Annotated in this window: 16 protein-coding genes and 1 pseudogene; 5 read left to right on the plus strand and 12 right to left on the minus strand. The window is 56.8% G+C overall.

Translation table 11 applies throughout. The annotated features are described in order from the left end of the window. Positions 1-33 precede the first annotated feature (33 nt). Genes PMI34_RS14590 through PMI34_RS14580 form a run of 3 tightly spaced genes read left to right on the plus strand, consistent with a single transcriptional unit; the run spans position 34 to position 3921 of the window. Positions 34-1224 (plus strand): HlyD family secretion protein, encoded by a 1191-nt coding sequence (locus PMI34_RS14590; protein WP_008049885.1) that lies wholly within the window; start codon positions 34-36, stop codon positions 1222-1224. 11 nt (positions 1225-1235) lie between these two features. Next, positions 1236-2756, plus strand: a complete 1521-nt coding sequence (locus PMI34_RS14585) for an MFS transporter (RefSeq protein WP_008049886.1) — start codon at positions 1236-1238, stop codon at positions 2754-2756. Positions 2757-2802: 46 nt separating this feature from the next. Continuing rightward, entirely contained in the window at positions 2803-3921 is a 1119-nt protein-coding gene (locus PMI34_RS14580; RefSeq protein ID WP_008049887.1) for an FAD-dependent monooxygenase, read from the plus strand. A gap of 63 nt (positions 3922-3984) precedes the next feature. On the opposite strand, the gene PMI34_RS14575 is transcribed toward PMI34_RS14580, so the two are convergent. The 6 genes from PMI34_RS14575 to PMI34_RS14550 form a co-directional block, all read right to left on the minus strand. Beyond that, complete coding sequence (locus PMI34_RS14575; RefSeq protein ID WP_008049889.1) at positions 3985-4590, minus strand: isochorismatase family protein; 606 nt, start codon at positions 4588-4590, stop codon at positions 3985-3987. A gap of 25 nt (positions 4591-4615) precedes the next feature. Continuing rightward, a complete protein-coding gene (locus PMI34_RS14570; protein ID WP_008049891.1) occupies positions 4616-5350 on the minus strand; it encodes a pirin family protein in 735 nt (244 codons plus the stop codon). Positions 5351-5433: 83 nt separating this feature from the next. Beyond that, positions 5434-6378, minus strand: a complete 945-nt coding sequence (locus PMI34_RS14565; RefSeq protein ID WP_008049892.1) for an alpha/beta fold hydrolase — start codon at positions 6376-6378, stop codon at positions 5434-5436. Between the two features lie 170 nt (positions 6379-6548). Next, positions 6549-7496 carry a SphA family protein gene (locus PMI34_RS14560; protein ID WP_008049893.1) on the minus strand — a complete coding sequence of 316 codons (948 nt, stop codon included), beginning with the start codon at positions 7494-7496 and terminating at the stop codon, positions 6549-6551. A gap of 164 nt (positions 7497-7660) precedes the next feature. Then, the gene (locus tag PMI34_RS14555; RefSeq protein WP_008049894.1) at positions 7661-8425 is read right to left on the minus strand and encodes an SDR family NAD(P)-dependent oxidoreductase; all 765 of its coding nucleotides are present in this window, start codon (positions 8423-8425) and stop codon (positions 7661-7663) included. A gap of 253 nt (positions 8426-8678) precedes the next feature. Continuing rightward, a complete protein-coding gene (locus tag PMI34_RS14550) occupies positions 8679-9575 on the minus strand; it encodes a LysR family transcriptional regulator (protein ID WP_008049895.1) in 897 nt (298 codons plus the stop codon). 103 nt (positions 9576-9678) lie between these two features. Here PMI34_RS14550 and PMI34_RS14545 point away from each other — a divergent pair, with 103 nt between their 5' ends. After that, entirely contained in the window at positions 9679-11040 is a 1362-nt protein-coding gene (locus PMI34_RS14545) for an MFS transporter (RefSeq protein WP_008049896.1), read from the plus strand. On the opposite strand, the gene PMI34_RS14540 is transcribed toward PMI34_RS14545, so the two are convergent. Beyond that, positions 11003-11878: a LysR family transcriptional regulator gene (locus PMI34_RS14540; RefSeq protein WP_008049897.1), complete on the minus strand. Its 876-nt coding sequence runs from the start codon at positions 11876-11878 to the stop codon at positions 11003-11005. The genes PMI34_RS14545 and PMI34_RS14540 overlap by 38 nt on opposite strands. A gap of 135 nt (positions 11879-12013) precedes the next feature. Here PMI34_RS14540 and PMI34_RS14535 point away from each other — a divergent pair, with 135 nt between their 5' ends. After that, on the plus strand, positions 12014-12952 hold the full coding sequence (locus PMI34_RS14535; RefSeq protein WP_008049898.1) for a LysR family transcriptional regulator: 939 nt from the start codon (positions 12014-12016) through the stop codon (positions 12950-12952). A 71-nt stretch (positions 12953-13023) separates the two neighbouring features. On the opposite strand, the gene PMI34_RS14530 is transcribed toward PMI34_RS14535, so the two are convergent. From PMI34_RS14530 to PMI34_RS0127270, 5 genes and pseudogenes are all read right to left on the minus strand, one after another. After that, positions 13024-13932: a LysR family transcriptional regulator gene (locus PMI34_RS14530; protein ID WP_007970773.1), complete on the minus strand. Its 909-nt coding sequence runs from the start codon at positions 13930-13932 to the stop codon at positions 13024-13026. Positions 13933-14035: 103 nt separating this feature from the next. Beyond that, positions 14036-14428: a nuclear transport factor 2 family protein gene (locus PMI34_RS14525; protein ID WP_008049900.1), complete on the minus strand. Its 393-nt coding sequence runs from the start codon at positions 14426-14428 to the stop codon at positions 14036-14038. Between the two features lie 54 nt (positions 14429-14482). Beyond that, positions 14483-14947 carry an SRPBCC family protein gene (locus PMI34_RS14520; RefSeq protein WP_008049901.1) on the minus strand — a complete coding sequence of 155 codons (465 nt, stop codon included), beginning with the start codon at positions 14945-14947 and terminating at the stop codon, positions 14483-14485. Positions 14948-15022: 75 nt separating this feature from the next. Continuing rightward, positions 15023-15787 (minus strand): SDR family oxidoreductase, encoded by a 765-nt coding sequence (locus PMI34_RS14515; protein WP_008049902.1) that lies wholly within the window; start codon positions 15785-15787, stop codon positions 15023-15025. Positions 15788-15885: 98 nt separating this feature from the next. Next, positions 15886-16325: pseudogene (locus PMI34_RS0127270) on the minus strand (4-hydroxy-2-oxovalerate aldolase); the annotation flags it as partial. Between the last annotated feature and the right edge of the window lie 17 nt (positions 16326-16342).

The following is a 16342-nucleotide window of genomic DNA, read 5'->3' on the forward strand; positions in this document are numbered from 1 at the left end:
ACAACGCGCCCTCCCTGGCAGGTAAATGACGCTATGACGACAACTACGCCCTCCCCAGCCGCTACCACTCAACAGCGAACATCGCACCGCCCCACATTGCTGCTGATTCTGGCCATCGTCCTTATGGTCGTTGCCTTGTACGTTGCCTACCTGCTGAAACTGGATAGCGAATCCACCGACGATGCCTATGTCGACGGCAATGTGGTTCAGGTGACCTCCCAAGTCAGCGGTACCGTAACGGCAATCAACGGCGACAACACCGATCATGTCGATAGCAACGCGCCATTGGTCACATTGAACGCCGTGGACGCCGAAATTCAGTACGAGCGCGCCCAGTCGAACCTGGCTCGCGCAGTACGCCTGGCACGCACTGAGTACTACCAGGTCCAGCAACTCCTGGCCGAAGTCGAGCAGCGTCGAAACGACGTGCGCAAGGCTCGGGATGATTTGCGTCGGCGCAACCAACTCGCCGACAGTGGTGCCGTTTCTCGTGAAGAGATCAGCCACACTGCCGACGTACTCAAAAACGCAATAGCAGGGCTTGATGGCACCCAACACGCGCTCTCCATTCGACGCGCGATGGTCGACGACACCACGCTTCGCACTCACCCGGATGTGCTGGTCGCGGCAAGCAACCTGCGTGATGCCTACATCGCCTTGCATCGCACCCAGATCTATTCACCGGTTGCCGGCGTGATCACCAAACGCAGTGTGCAGGTCGGACAAAAAATCAGTCCGGGCGTCGCACTTATGTCGGTGGTGCCGGTTGATCAAGTCTGGGTCAATGCCAATTTCAAGGAATCACAGATTGAAGATCTGCGTATTGGCCAACCCGTTGAACTGCGTGCGGATGCCTACAGCCGCAGCGTCATCTTCCACGGGACCATCATCGGCCTGGATGCCGGTACCGGCAGCGCTTTCTCCTTGATGCCGGCCCAGAACGCTACGGGCAACTGGATCAAGGTGACTCAACGGGTGCCGGTAAGGATCGCCTTGCGGCCGCAGGAAATAGCACAAAACCCCTTGCGCCTCGGTTTATCCATGCGGGTTTCAGTCGATACCTCCGATCGCAATGGCCCCGTCCTGAACAAGACCGGTGCACAGCAACCGGTTTACAGCACCGAGATTTTCAAGAACGAACTTAAGGACGCCAATGACGTTGTGGAACGCGTGATCAGTGCCAATGAGGGCAGTGACCATGCCCCCAAAAACCTGAAGCTTTGACGGGGCGGATCATGTACAGAAAACACGCTGCCTTGTTGTTCACTGTGGGCTTGCTTTGTGCGCTGGAATATTTACAGGCGGGCATGATCGCTTTTGCCAATGCACCGATTCGCGGCGAAATCGAGGCCAGCCCTGAAGAATTCAGCCTGGTGGCCGCCCTGTATGCCTGTATCGCAGTGGTGGTGATTTCGAAACAGCATTGGCTGACGGAACGCCTGGGCTGGTGCAATTTCATGCTCGGCTCAATCAGCGTTTTCGTGCTGGGCGCTTTGGTGTGTGGTGTGAGTGCTGATTTGACCAGTTTCACCGTAGGCCGAGTCATCATGGCCCTGGGTGGGGCCTCGTTCATGACGTCGGCACGCCTCATGATCAACCTGATTCCCCCAGGCCCGGGCCGGTTCACGGGAATCAAAGTATTTGCCACCGGGCTCGCTGGCGGGACGGCTGCGGCGCCTTTTATCTCGTCGTGGGTGGTGGCTGAAAATACCTGGCACGCCATCTTCTGGATACTGATCGTCGGCGCCCTGGTTGCAGCAGCACTTTGCGTGCGTTTTCTGCCGACGAGCCCTATCCCCGAGGAGGACCGAACCCCCTCGAGCCTGGCAAGCATTCTCTTGTTGTCGGTCAGCAGTTTCTTTCTGCTCTACATTTTGCAGCGGTCCTACTACGACTTTTATAACGACACCTTCATCATCGTCGGTTGCGCACTCTTGGCAGCACTGGGGATGTACACCTTCTTCCACGCCGAACACAACAAGGCCACACCTTTCCTGAAAGTCAGAGACTTGATGCAGCCTCGTTACCTCCAGGGTGTGGCGCTGTTTTGCTACGCCTACGTTGTACTGGGCGCCAATAACTACATCTTGCCGTACTTCCTGCAAACGGGACTGGGCTACTCCTGGGACACCATCGGTACATTCCAGGCCATCGGACTGACCGGCACTCTGGCCACTTGGGTCATCATGGCCACTCTCCTTCCAAAGCACCCTGCCCCGAAGAAGTTTTTCATTCTGGGATTTATTGCGCTGGGTGGCTTTGGCTGGCTGCTGTCCTCGCTGACGCCCAGCGCCAATCTGTGGTCGAACATTCTGCCGGCATTGATTCTCAACGGTTGCTTTGTGATGTTGGTCATGTCGACTGCCGCCATGCAGACCTTTCGGGACGTGATGCAAGAAGAGAAGCTGTTCGCGCATGCCTATCAAATCAAAAACATGATGGGACAGATCGCCATGGCAATTGGCACCACGGCCGCCACACTGTTTCTGCAATGGCGTATGACCCTGCAATACAACAACCTCAACGTGCATTTCAGCGCCAGCGACCCTCTCTATGTGGAGCAGACTCAACAGCTGGCGCAAGCACTGTCATCCGAAGTGGGCGCCACGACAGCGAATCAAATCTCGGTGGCGATGCACGCGCAAATGCTGCAACAGCAATCGACCCTGGTCGCCAGCATGGAATATTTCTGGGTGGTGATCGGCGTGGCGGTGATCGCGCTGATCATTTCAGTCGCGCAGAAGACCTTCAGATGATCTGGAATATTTTCAGGAATGTTGACGTTAGGAGTGCTTACACGCGATGAACACCACGCCCCCTGAAATCACTATTGTCGGCGGATCCCTTGTCGGCCTCACGCTGGCGCTCGCTTGCGCGACCAGGGGCGTGCCCGTTCGTGTCGTTGAGCGTTCTGTCGGGCGCGTGCACGGTGGCGATAGCTTGAGTATCGATCTTGACGTGGTCGCGGCGACGGTTGGCCATGATCCGCGTGCTGCGCCCATTTTGCCCGTGGTCCCCGCCTATCGCGAACTGACGACCTGGCCGGCGCTTTACAGCTGGCTACGGGACCGGGCTGTCGCAACGCCAGGCATCGTCCTCGAAGAAGGCAACGCCGTCACCTCGGTCACAGACCTTGGCGATCGGGCACAACTCTCCTTTGCCGACGGAACCCAGAGGGTTGCCGCCGCGGTGATCGGTGCGGACGGATATCGCAGCATCGTTCGCCAGGCGGTCACGCCCGACGCACCGCTTGCCCGCTACGCAGGTTATCTCGTGTGGCGTGGACTGGTCGAGGAGCGAACGCTGACGCGTCCCGTCCCCTGGCCATCGGACGGCGGCCTATGGATTGAGTTCGTGGGCGGGTATCGTCTGGTTGCTGCAGTACTTCCTGGTCGCGACGGTTCGATGGAGTCGGGTCAGCGTCAAATCACATTCGCATGGTTCGATGTGCATCAGGAAACATTGCTCCGTCGCACCGGCTGTCTGACTGCCGATGGCCACATCGTGGGCACACTCGGACGCGGGACGATCGATGAAAACGTGAGGTCTGGCTTGGTCGCCCAGGTCCCTCAGGTCTGGCCTGAGATGTGGGCGGAGGCAGTGACTGTCGGCGTGCGCTCAGCGATTGTATTGAGCGGCGCTCCGATTGCCGAGTACAAGCCGCAGCGGTTGGCACGTGGCGCACTGGCAATCATCGGGGACGCCGCCCACGTCGTTTCGCCGATGACCGGGCGCGGTTTTTTGACCGGGGTGGAAGATGCGGCGTTGCTGGCCCGAATGCTCGCAGACCGAGGCGCAGACGAACCCTTTGCCGCCACGCTGGCCCGCTATGAAGAAGCACGATTGCCCTTCGTCCGCGGGTTGGTCGCCCATTCAAACCGGATCAGCGCCGAATATCGTCGCTATGCGGCAGCCAACTGATCGGTGAACTGTCGCGTTGCCCGAAGTGTCATGCGCTTCGAGCAGCGCGACAGGGCCGCAGTTTTACTGGATACCAGCACCCAAGGCCGGGAATACATCGCTGAACAACAAGCCAATCAACTGCTGTCCGTTAGGGGTTGACCAATCCTGTCCGATCTCTGCCATGAGCGTATTGGTGGCGGTGAGCACCACGCCGGCGTCGTGCATTCGTTGACGAGCGAATTCTTCGGAAAGATCGCTGGGCGAACCCGAAGCATCCAGTACGGCCTGCACGGCAAAGCCTTCGAGCGCCGCATCGATTGCTGGAAAGATAAGGCAAACGTCGGTGGTCACACCGGCCATGATCAGATGCTTGCGCCCAGTGGCGAGCACTGCATCGCGGAAGTCGGCGTATTCCCAGGCGTTGACCACACCGGGACGCTTGATCCGTGCCGCGTGCGCCTCTGGGAGCACCGCGGCGATTTCCGGAAGAATCGGGCCCTGGGCTTGATCTTCCTGACTGGACGTAATCACGACCGGCATGTTGAGGATCTTCGCCATTTTCGCCAGCGCAATCGACTGCTTGGCGGCAAACTCACGGTCTATGTTTTTGATCAGTTGCATCGTGCCGACCTGATGGTCGATCAGCAACAACGCGGCGTTCTCTGCAGTGAATCGTACGGCAGCCATAGTACAAATCCTCGTTTCGTTGGGTTCAAACAAAGGGTAGCGGAGGTCCGCTGAACAGCACGACGTTGGCACTGCCCTGCGGGGCGCTTAACTTGACCTCGCGTGGAGCATCTTGCGCCGGGAACACCGGAAGCTTGAGGTCCTCGCGATCGAAGCGCTGGGCCGCTACTTCCACCGTGCCTTCGATTGGCATGATGAACATGCAGTGGCCTGCGGCAATCAGCACACTCAGCTCGGCCCCCTCCTCCAGAGAGATGTCGAGCATCGTCACCTCAGTCGGTGGACTCAGCGGGGAGCGCATCTCACGATAGCTCCCCAACGGTACCCGCACCGTGGCACCTGGCTCCTGCATAACTGGCACATCCTGCGCTTCGAGTATCAGCGGGAACGGAGCGATGTCCCTGTTCGACGGAGCGAGAGCGACGAAGATCTGCAGTCCGTGAACCTTTTTGCCGGTTTCGACCGGAACCTCTTCGTGCACCACGCCACGGCCGGCGGTAGTCCAGTGCAGGCCGCCCGGTTGAATCACGTTCTGGGTACCGATCGAGTCACGGTTGGCCATCCCTGTCTCTGAATCGGGAAGCAGGTAGGACACCGCCGAAATGCCGGCATGCTGGTGTGGCCCAAAGGTCGGCGCGTCCATCCAGTAGTGGTCGACCCCGATGAAGGGGGAGATCAATTCTGCCTCGGTGCGCAGACCAAAACCGTGGAAATGGCCGCCGAGGTTGGCGCGACTAAGCGGGGCGATAACGACAGACATGACAGCAGCCTCTGGTACTGGTGGTGTCGTTCAATGCGCAATAATGAGTGTAGCCCCACCATCTCTCACCGAACGGCAATTGGTCATCGTGTATAGGGCGCGAAAAAAGCCACAAACGCAGCCAGCAATGCCTCCGGGCGTTCCTCCGCCGGATAGTGACCGCAATCCGGAATGACCACGGATTCGACATTCGAAGCGACCGTACGCAACTCGGCCTCGACACTGTCGCCACAGGCAAGCGCACCCGAAAACGCCAGCACCGGTAAGGTCAGGCGAGTTGCTTTGCGCGCTTGGTTCTGTGGAATCGACTGATCGATTGCGCGGTAATAGTCGAAGCTGGCCCGCAGGGCTTGTGGATCGCGCTTGAGTTGTTCGATGTAGAAGTCGATCGCGTAACGAGGTACCGCCTCTGGCGACCCTGCTTTCGTCGCGAACTGGTGACCGAAGTAGAGCTCTTCGCGACCACTGACCAGTTGCTCGTTGATGCCCAGTGCCCGATTGAAGTTGAAATGCCAGAGAAAATCACTGAGCCAGCGGTGCTCAGGCAGCAATGGCGGAGAATCCGAAACGCCAGGAATAAGCGCCTCGCCCAGCGCAATGCGCTCGATTCGGGCGGGTTGATCGTGTGCCATGGCATAACCGGTCCACATGCCGATGTCATGGCCGGCCATGGCGAATGACTCATGCCCCAAGGCGTCCATCAGCGCAAACATGTCTTGGGCCAAGGTCCTTGAGTCATAACCCTCCTGCGCTTTTTCCGAGAGCCCGACACCCCGCGGATCGACAGCGATCACGGTGAACGTGCGAGCCAGCGGCTGCATGAGGTAACGCCACGCAAACCAGTTTTGCGGCCACCCTCCAAGCAGTAGCAACGGCTTGCCCTGCCCGCCAATGACGGCGTGCAGTTTCACGCCGTTGGCCGCGATCTCGTAGCTTTCGAAGACGTCAGTAAAACCGGTTGGCAGCTTGGGTACGTCGTGCACGGAGCCGAAGCCGCTCAGCGTTTTGAAGTGTTCCTTTTGCAGCATCCCAAAGCCCGCCTGATTGATCTAATCACCAGACCATAAATGAGGCACCAGAGACTGACTAGGCAGGAAAATCACCAAGGACTGTTGTGCTGATGCACCAATCACGACGCAATGGAATGCGAGCGCCATGACTGGCGCCCCTGCTCGGCAAATGAAGCTATAGACCAGGCTTAAAATCGCATGACCGCCTGGAGCCAGAGCCGTTCGCCGCGCGCCCGGTTTTCGACAAGTGTTTCATGTTGCCACTTCATCAGTACGCCAAATTCTGGGGTTTGATATTTCACGACAGGGCCATAGGCCGCGACTTGGCCTCGATTGCCGTCCTCCCATACAGACTCACCGTGACGTTCATCATCGCTCACCTGCTTGTACAAATACCCACTGACTCCAACCTGCCAATTTTTGTTCAAGCTGTAGCCAAGATGGTAGTCAGCATTAAGCTCGCGCCCCGACCGGTAATCAGTCGCATGATTCTTGTCGTTTATCATGTAGAGAATCTTGGCGCTGATCTCCACCTCATCTATCGGGTTTGCCGTGAAGGAGTACCACGGCGAGTAGGACCACACATTGGTTCCCACATTGAACAGCCGATCCTTGTCATACGAAGCGGTGGGCGCATAAAAATCCACACCCAGCATCTGATGGAAACGTGGAGAGCTCCAGCCCAGAAACAGTGGCGTAAACGCCAGATCGGCGAAGCCTTCATCCTTGCCACTGTTGCGGACACGCCCTTGGGGCGTTTCGGTATAAAAACTCACCTGCCCTTTTATGTAGGGTAAGGCGGCACGACTGGCCAGTGTTGCGCCCCATAACGTGTAGTCGGAATAAACGTAGTCCAGACATACCGCGAGTGACTGGTAACTGAGATTGAAGTCTTCAATCCCGGCCATGCTGCGCCCATAGGCACCTTTTAGTTCAGTCGACTCGTAAGCTGAGCTGTAAAAAAAGGTGGTTAACCCTGGCGGCGGCATTCGCCCAGCCAATACGGTGTCAAGACCGAGTGGGTAAGCGGTTCCGTTATTTTCGGTGGCGTGAGTTTGCGTACAAGTCAGCAGTATGGCTGCCGTGCAGAGCAAGGGAGAGCGTTTGCTGAGCCGCAATGTTTTTACGCGCAACATAAGGATGATCTCGTATGGATTATTATTTTGATTACGAAGATTCATGCGAACAAACAGAACAACAGGGCCTGTCTTTAAGGGGTGTTTATTATTTGCAAGGCAATAGAGTCCCTCCTTGTTTCAGGCAGGACTAATTGAATAATCAAGTTTGGTGTCAGGCAGAGTTACCAGGCAGTGGTACCACCATCGACCCGAATATCAGTCCCCGTAATGAAAGAGCTTTCATCAGAGGCCAGGAATAAAGCAGTGGCCGCAACTTCTTCGGGCTTACCCAAACGCCCCAGCATCACTTTGCCCACCATCGTTTCAGCCCACTCAGGATCTTGCAGCAACGGGATTGTTTGCTTGGACTCAATCAACCCAGGGGAAATGCTGTTGGCGCGCAAGCCATGGACCCGGCCTTCCAGCGCCAGTTGGCGAGTCATGGAAAGCACGGCTCCTTTGGCCGCGCTGTGCGCGATTCCGGGGAGCATGCGGTAGGTCGACCATGCCGAAACCGACGCTGTGTTAATGATGGAAGCACCCGGGGACTTGATTAACTCCGGCCAGGCTGCACGCACGAGATGGAAAACCAGATTCAGTTCCTGATCGATTGTTCGATGCCAGTCCTCGTTTGATATCTGATCAATCCAACCAAAATAGGCCATCGCCGCATTATTGAATAACACATCGACGCGCCCAAACTCCGACACCGCCAATTCAACTAGCCGGGTGCAGTTGGCAGGGGCCGTCAAGTCACAATTGTTTAATGAGACCATCTCCCCACCCATGGACTTCACGGCATCAACTGTTTCCTGAGCCGCCTCATGATAGATGTCACACCCCACTACTTTGGCGCCTTGTTGCGCGAACATTAACGCAGCCGCACGCCCCATTGACCCGCCAGTGCCTGTAATAATGCAAACTTTACCCTGCAGACGATGACTCATAAGCACTCCGTTATTCTTGCTTGTTTTTATAAGAACAGATCTTGCAATAACACACCCGATCAGTCGCGGTGGTTAATGAGTTGCCGAACTGTAGGTAGACCACTACTTATTGACTAGGCACGGAAATCACCAAGGACTGTTGCTCTCAAGCAACAATCGCGGTGAAGGGGTCTAAAAGGGAGATAACAGTCAGGGGCAGAAATTCAAGTTGCGGTTACATTCCGGTCCTAACCACACCGGTTTTCCAGGCACGTCACCCATTGAATACCGACATGATCAAACGCCTTAGCCAGACACTTCTAGGGGCTTCGTGAAAACGCGCATGCCAGTACTGCTTGAGGTCGTAGCGCGGAATGTCCACGGGAGGCTCGACCATTCGCACGTTCAGATTGTGCGTGTACATGTTGGCGACGGTGCGTGGCAACACCACGATCAAATCGGAGCGTTCGATGATCGATGGCACACTCATGTAGTGAGAAGTCTGCAGCACGATGTTGCGGTGGATACCTGCTTTGGTCAGGTGGGCTTCGAACATTTCCTGGCGTCGGCTGCCATCACGTACCTGCAGATGCTCCAGCCTGATGAAGTCCTCCAGGGACAGTTGCTCCCCCGCCAGCGGGTGATCGAGGCGGATCAGACAGACCAGGTCATGAGAGAACAACCGCTGCTGATAGATGTTGGGGGTTGTGAGGTCAGGAAAATAGCCAAGCACCGCATCGACCCGGCCTTCATGCAGGTTCTCCACAAGCTCATCAGGTGCCAGACTGACAGTTCGAATGCGGGTATTCGGTGCCGCGCTGCGCAGGCTCTGGAATAGCGCAGGTAGAAAGACCACTTCACCCACTTCGCTCAGGCAAAAGACGAACTCCTGGTCGCTGGTAGCAGGGTCGAAGGTCGGGCCGCTGAGGATGTCCCGGTCGATTATTTCGATCACTTCGCGGGTGCGCTCAATGATGCCTTGCGCCCGTGGCGTCGCCTCCATCACGTTACCCGAGCGAATGAACAGTGGGTCCCCCAGTGAGTGACGCAGGCGAGCCAGTGCCGCACTGGTTGCGGGCTGGCTCATGCCTAGCCGCTTCGCCGCCGCGGTGACATTGCCGGTTTCATAAACGGCTAGCAGGACGCGGAGCAGGTTGAGGTCGGTGCGCATAGATATAACAAAACCAGATAGTTTGAATAATTAGAATTGGCTTCCTTTATTTAAAGCGCGTGGCGACGATCACGTCCAGATAAAAAAAATAAAAGGTAGCCGCATGAACCCTGACAACGCCCGAATTGGCCAGATCATCGACAGCGCGAAGATCTCGCCATACCAGATCGTCATCCTTGCCTTGTGCTTCCTCATCGTCCTGGTGGATGGTTTCGATACCGCAGCCATTGGTTACATCGCCCCGTCGCTGCGCGAAGAATGGGGTCTGATGCCTGCCCAGTTGTCACCGGTTTTCGGGACGGGGCTGTTCGGCCTGATGGTCGGCAGCCTGATACTGGGGCCGGTCGCCGATGCTATCGGACGCAAAAGCGTGTTACTGATTTCAGTGCTGGTGTTTGGTCTCGCCACCCTGGCCAGCGCCTATACCCAATCGATCGAGTCGCTGACGGTTCTGCGTTTCATCACCGGCATTGGCCTGGGGGGTGCGATGCCGGCGTGCATTGCCTTGAGCGCCGAATACTCCCCCGCCCGCCGGCGCATGATCATGGTGACCTTGAGCTGGAGTGGCTTCACGGCGGGCCTTGCCTTGGGCGGCATGCTCGCCGCACACATGATTCCGGCATTCGGCTGGCGTTCGGTGCTGGTGCTCGGTGGCGTCATGCCGCTGGCGCTACTGCCACTGTTGGCTTGGCTAATGCCTGAGTCGGTTCGGTTTATGGCGTCTTCGGGCAAGCACGCCGACGCCTTGCGTCGGGTGGTCGAACGCATCACCCGAAAGAGCTGGAGCGGTGTAACGATCCTCGATGACGAGTGCCCGGCCCAGGTCAGGTCGCCGATCTCGCACCTGTTCATCGACGGCCGATTGGTCCGAACATTGCTGCTGTGGGTGACCTTCTTCTGCTCGCTCTTTGTGTTTTATCTGCTGACCAGCTGGCTGCCTACCCTGCTCAAAGAGGCCGGCTACGATATCGCTTACGCTTCGCGTATTGGCGCCATGGTGCCACTGGGCGGTGCCGTCGGCGCCATTCTCATGGCCCTGCTGATGGATCGCGTCGGCCCCTACCCTGTACTGACGTTCTCGTACTCGGTGACGGCTGTGGTCATTGCCGTCACGGGCTATATGATGGGTGATCCCTTTCAATTGGCCGCCATGGTATTTCTCATCGGCTTCGGTGTAGCCGGTGCTCAAAACGGACTCAACCTGGTGTCGGCCACCTTGTACCCCACCGCCTCCCGGGTGACCGGGGTGAGTTGGGCAATGGCCGTCGGCCGCTGCGGTTCAATTGTCGGCTCGACGCTGGGCGCCTGGTTTATCTCCACCGCGGGCACATCACAGGTCTTCTTCCATTGGCTGGCAGTTCCTGTGTTGATCGGAGCAACATCCATTGGTGGTCTTTATTGGCTCAGCACTCGACGGAACCCGACAGTCAAGCCTGCTCAAGTTGCTCACGCAGAAACTCAATGAAACGTTGAGTTTTTGCGGGCAAAAGACGGGTTTCAGTGAGGGCATACACCGGGATCGAATTGGCGTGCCATTGGGGCAGTACCGGTTGCAGCAAGCCAGTGCGCAGATCGTCCGCGGCAATGCCTTCAGGCAGCAGGACGATCCCCAGATCCAGTGTCGCCAATCGCCGAAGCATCCCGACGCTATTGAGTTGAAACCTTCCACCCACCTCGATCTCAATCACTTCGCCCGAATGGGAGAGCTGCCACTTGCCAGCCTTTCGCAGTCGCAGGCATTCGTGGTTGATCAACTCGGACGGATCGCTGGGTTCTCCATTGAGTTCCAGATAACGAGGCGAGGCGTACAAACGACGAGAGAGGCTCGCCAGCTTGCGTGCAATCAGATTGGAATCTGCCGGTTCGCCCATGCGGATAACCACATCGACGGGTTCGCTGACCAGGTCGACCTGGCGTGGCGTGAGGTCGAATTCAAAGCTGATGCCAGGGTACCGTCGGGCGAACTCGGCGATGAGAGGTGCCAGGTAAGTGTTGGCGAAATCCACCGGCAGTGACGCGCGCAAAAGGCCGCTTGGATGCGCAAGCATTTCCCCCAGCTGCTCGTGTGCCAGCCGCGCCTCGTCAACGATTCGCTTGCACCGGTCAAAGTACAACTGCCCCGCTTCGGTCAATTCGATCTTGCGCGTGGTGCGATTTAACAGTCTCAAGCCAATGGCCTTTTCAAGCCCGCTGATGCGTCGCGACAAGGTCGAATTGGGCATCGCCATCGCTTCTGCGGCTTTGCGAAAACTGTGGGCTTTGACGACTTCGACAAACAACGCCATGTCGTTCAGAAGTTCCATATTGATTGCTCCATCAGTGGATCAGTCATTTCAATTGTAGCCAGTTTATCCCCCATCCAGTTCGATCAATGATGGCTACATCAGCCTTCGCCGTTAACGGTTACTCAACGGCCCCCCGCAGGAGAGCGTCACTGCATGAAAGACCTTAATGACCTTTATTACTTTGTACTGGTGGTCAAACATGGAGGGTTCTCGGCAGCGGCACGGGCAACGGGCATTGAAAAAACGTTGCTCAGTCGTCATATCGCGGATCTTGAATTGCGGATGGGGGCCAGGCTGCTACATCGCACAACGCGCCAGGTTTCGCTGACCGAAGCCGGCCATCATTTCTTTACGCTCAGCCAACCCGTTGTCGAGGGTGCGCATACCGCCTATGAAAGCGTGGAGCACCTTCGACGAGAACCCGTCGGGTTGGTACGGTTGAGCTGTCCTCAGGTGATGGCGCAGAGTTATTTAGCCCCCCTGCTGCCTGGGTACATGGAAAAACATCCGAAGGTACGGCTTGAGTTGAATGCCGTAGATCGAGAGGTCGATCTCTTTGAAGAGCGCTTCGACGTGGCCTTGCGATCGCGTGCCCGGATTGAAGAAACAGCCGGGTTGGTCGCAAAGGAATTAGGGGCAACCAGGCAGATTCTGGTCGCAAGCCCCCGCTTTCTCGATCGTGTCGGTCGGCCTGCCACGATCAAGGCCATTTCAGGTATCGAGACGCTTTCGCGCCCTGGTGACATCCATGATGGCGTCGGTCGCTGGTTCCTGCGCAGTTCATCAGGTGAAGAACTGCTGGTCAGCCATCAGCCACGTCTCATCTGCGATGACCTGCGTATGCAGTTGGAGGCTGCTGTTAATGGCCTGGGCGTCGCGTTGTTGCCGGAACCCATAGCCGCCGCTTCGGTACGCGCGAAGGCTCTGGAAGTCGTCATCCCCTCCTGGACCGGTGCAACGCATATCATCCATCTGCTCTACCCCAAACCGAAGGGTATGTTGCCCTCCGTTCGCAGCCTGATCGACTACCTGAGCCTCCATTTACCCCAGAGCATCCAGGAACGAAGCATCACCGTTGAGAGTGTCGCTTGATACCGCGCCGGTTGATGTTTTGAGCGTGGGGAACACAACGCCTTGATGGCCGCGGTTCCCTTTGAAAGCGACTATTGCCAGGCTGATTGCTGGCTGCGCAGTACCTGGCCAACCATTTCTCTCAACCACTTGTTCTGAGGGTCTCGGTGAAATCGGTCATGCCAGTACAGATCAATCTCGAACGAGGGTATTTGCAGGGGCAGAGGGTGTATGACGAGAGGATAAAAGCGCGCCAGGGTTTTACCCAGGGAAATGGGCAGCGTCCATATCATGTCGGTATCCAACAGCAAGTGCGGAGCGGACAAGAACTGAGGGGTGCGCATTTTAATGCAGTCTCTGCCGCCCGCATCGACCAAAGCACGCTCCAGTGCCTGGTGACCGCCACCACCTGACTCCACCAACAAATGCTCACTGGCGACAAAGGCTTCGAGGCTCAAGCCGCGATGTGCCAAAGGGTGGTCTTTGCGCATGGCGCAGACGTAATACTGAGAAATAACAGGCGTACGGTGAATGTCAGTCTGAAGGGTCGGCAAAAAGCCGAGCGCCAGGTCGATTCTGCCAGTGGACAGGCCATTGAGCGTCTCATCCATCCCACCCACGACGGTGTGTATTCGAGCTTGAGGTGCAACCCTGGACAATTCGCTCAAGATGGGCGGCAAACAAACGACCTCGCCAATGTCGCGCATTCTAAAGACGAATGATTTTTCACAATTTTTCGGATCGAACACCGGCATTTGGCTTCCTGCCTCCCTGACCATCGCAAGGGAGGCCAACAGTCGCGGCGCGATATGGACACAAAACGGCGTCGGCTCCATTCGGCGACCGACCAGCGTAAACAACCTGTCTCCATAATCGTTTCGCAACCGCTTGAGCGAACCGCTGACGGCAGCCTGCGTAACACCCAGATTCTGCGCCGCAATGGAGGCTGAGTGGTCTCGCCACAACGCCTCAAAGGTATAGAGCAGATTCAAATCCTTCATCGAAATGCCTTGACTGAAATTCGCAAACCAAAACACTGCACTCGCCAGCAAAGCGGCGTGGGCTTCGACCGGCGAGTGCAGCTCAACTGGCACTCATGTGTGGTTATGCAGACGCTTGGATAACATTACCAGCAGATGCGCTGCTGAACAGGGGCGAAATATCAATGTGAATTCGATAATCATTGATCAATCGGGAAGCATTGAAGTGAACAACGACACAACAAGGAACATTGATAACCGTGCCGTCATGCTGGGTGTAATAGGTATCAAAACGCATGATTGTCGTGTTGCCCTCGCTCCACACGCCTTGAAGAATGTGTTCCAGAGAGGCTATTTGGGTAAAAAATGACTCAATCGCCGCCCTGACACCCTCTTTCCCCACTACTTCCGGGGAATTGCCAAACCGAAACACGACGTCATCGGTCAGATAACTCAAAAAACCTTCGACCGACATCCGATCGACACTTTCAAACATACCTGTCAATTCATGGTTCATTGCACGCCTCATTTCTTGTTTTTGTTTTTTCATTTCTGGTCGCTGCGGTGAATCTTATGCCGCTTTGCTGACCTTGTTACGGATGGCTTGCAGGGTGGATCGTACGGCGCTCAGGTAGGACGTCTGCATGCCGGTTGAGAACTCGACTTCCTTCTCGCTGCCCGCCGGTACGCCCGGCAGGGAGAAATCGAAGGAGAAGCGCAGGAACAGTTCGCCATCCTCTTCCTCGATGACGTTCTTGATCAGACCACGGGCATTACCGGAGAGGCGCACGAACTCGACTTGCTGCTCTTCAGTAAGAAGGACCATTTCCTGAAGGCGCTCACCGTAAAGCACCACTTCGCGGATAAAGGTATTGCCCTGGTCCTCAACGACATTACATTCGGTAATGGCATCAACGAACGGCACCGCATTGCGAGCCTTGCTCACCAACCCTTCCCATACCTGGCTGCGGTTCAGGTTCACACCGCCCGACTCCTCAGGGGCATTGACTTTCAAGCGACGACTTACATTGATCATGGGGGTACTCCGGGGTTTCAGGTTCAAAAGTGACCGACTCCCTGTCGAGCGTCAGGGACAGTCTGTCAGGGGGTCTCAAACGGTGAGATAACCACCGTCTACGGCCATTGCCGTACCGGTCACAAAACTGGCGTCATCGGACAGCAGCCATAGCGCAGCCTTGGCGATTTCTTCCGGTTTTCCGAAACGACCGATAGGGTGTCGTTCGCGCAATGCAGCGAACTGTTTGGCAAAATTGGGCTCTTCGCTCGCACGCACGATCATTGGCGTTTCGATGATCCCTGGCATGATTGCGTTAACCCGGATGTTGAGGGTGCCATAGTCGACGGCCGCAGCCTTGGTCAAACCGACCACTCCATGCTTGGCAGCGATATAGTCCGAGGCAGCGGCAATCGCTACCGAGCCCAGGGACGAAGCGGTGTTCACGATGGCGCCACCGCCACTGTTCAACATGGCCCGGATCTGATGCTTCATGCAGTAGAAAACACCGGTCAGGTCGATGCGGATAATGCGATCCCACGCCGCAGACGAAATTTCATGCAGAGGCAAATTGCTTTGCTCGACCCCTGCATTGTTGAACGCGCCATGCAGACGGCCAAATCGAGTGACGACATCATCGACTGCTGCGGCCACAGCGTCTTCGTCGGTAACGTCGCAGATGATTGAATAAGCCTTGCCACCGGCAGCCGTGACAGCGCTGGCGGTTTCTTCGGTGCCTAGGGCATCGCGATCAAGCAGCACAACTCTGGCGCCCGCTTTGGCAAAAGCCAGTGCGGAAGCACGGCCAATACCGCCTGAGGCGCCAGTGACAATGATGTTCCGGTCGTCAAGGTTGCTCATATCCACACTCTCGTTTTGTAATGCCACTTACTGTATTTACCGGGGCAACGATCGGGAATCCCGTAAAACCACCAAAGACTGTTGCGCTGTTGCACCAATTAGCGGCGGGTCAAATCCAGCGCCACATCGACGATCATGTCCTCTTGCCCACCGACCATTTTTCGCCGACCCAATTCGACCAGGATGTCGACGGTACGCAACCCGTAGCGCTGGGCAGCCGCTTCGGCATGGCGAAGAAAGCTGGAGTAAACGCCTGCATAACCCAGCGCCAGCGTCTCGCGATCAACACCCACTGGACGGTCCTGAAGGGGGGCGATGTCATCGGCGACATCCATCAGGGTGTAAAGATCGGTGCCATGGTTCCAGCCCAGTTGCTCGGCAGCGGCGATGAACACCTCCAATGGTGTGTTGCCTGCACCGGCCCCCATTCCAGCCAGACTGGCGTCAACGCGATCACAACCCTGACCACCCCGACGATGGAGTTGGCAACGCCCAAGCTCAGGTTGTGGTGGGCATGGATACCCGTCTTCGCATGGGGGGCGTGGTTCAAGGATT

The organism is Pseudomonas sp. GM74, assembly GCF_000282455.1.
In the GTDB taxonomy this organism is placed as follows: Bacteria; Pseudomonadota; Gammaproteobacteria; order Pseudomonadales; family Pseudomonadaceae; genus Aquipseudomonas.

Coding starts and splice junctions, on each gene's coding strand:
- PMI34_RS14555 (WP_008049894.1), bottom strand. CDS start 8,425: ATGAGTCATCGTCTGCAGGGTAAAGTTTGCATTATTACAGGCACTGGC.
- PMI34_RS14545 (WP_008049896.1), top strand. CDS start 9,679: ATGAACCCTGACAACGCCCGAATTGGCCAGATCATCGACAGCGCGAAG.
- PMI34_RS14575 (WP_008049889.1), bottom strand. CDS start 4,590: ATGGCTGCCGTACGATTCACTGCAGAGAACGCCGCGTTGTTGCTGATC.
- PMI34_RS14585 (WP_008049886.1), top strand. CDS start 1,236: ATGTACAGAAAACACGCTGCCTTGTTGTTCACTGTGGGCTTGCTTTGT.
- PMI34_RS14565 (WP_008049892.1), bottom strand. CDS start 6,378: ATGCTGCAAAAGGAACACTTCAAAACGCTGAGCGGCTTCGGCTCCGTG.
- PMI34_RS14590 (WP_008049885.1), top strand. CDS start 34: ATGACGACAACTACGCCCTCCCCAGCCGCTACCACTCAACAGCGAACA.
- PMI34_RS14535 (WP_008049898.1), top strand. CDS start 12,014: ATGAAAGACCTTAATGACCTTTATTACTTTGTACTGGTGGTCAAACAT.
- PMI34_RS14525 (WP_008049900.1), bottom strand. CDS start 14,428: ATGAACCATGAATTGACAGGTATGTTTGAAAGTGTCGATCGGATGTCG.
- PMI34_RS14560 (WP_008049893.1), bottom strand. CDS start 7,496: ATGTTGCGCGTAAAAACATTGCGGCTCAGCAAACGCTCTCCCTTGCTC.
- PMI34_RS14520 (WP_008049901.1), bottom strand. CDS start 14,947: ATGATCAATGTAAGTCGTCGCTTGAAAGTCAATGCCCCTGAGGAGTCG.
- PMI34_RS14550 (WP_008049895.1), bottom strand. CDS start 9,575: ATGCGCACCGACCTCAACCTGCTCCGCGTCCTGCTAGCCGTTTATGAA.
- PMI34_RS14530 (WP_007970773.1), bottom strand. CDS start 13,932: ATGAAGGATTTGAATCTGCTCTATACCTTTGAGGCGTTGTGGCGAGAC.
- PMI34_RS14515 (WP_008049902.1), bottom strand. CDS start 15,787: ATGAGCAACCTTGACGACCGGAACATCATTGTCACTGGCGCCTCAGGC.
- PMI34_RS14570 (WP_008049891.1), bottom strand. CDS start 5,350: ATGTCTGTCGTTATCGCCCCGCTTAGTCGCGCCAACCTCGGCGGCCAT.
- PMI34_RS14540 (WP_008049897.1), bottom strand. CDS start 11,878: ATGGAACTTCTGAACGACATGGCGTTGTTTGTCGAAGTCGTCAAAGCC.
- PMI34_RS14580 (WP_008049887.1), top strand. CDS start 2,803: ATGAACACCACGCCCCCTGAAATCACTATTGTCGGCGGATCCCTTGTC.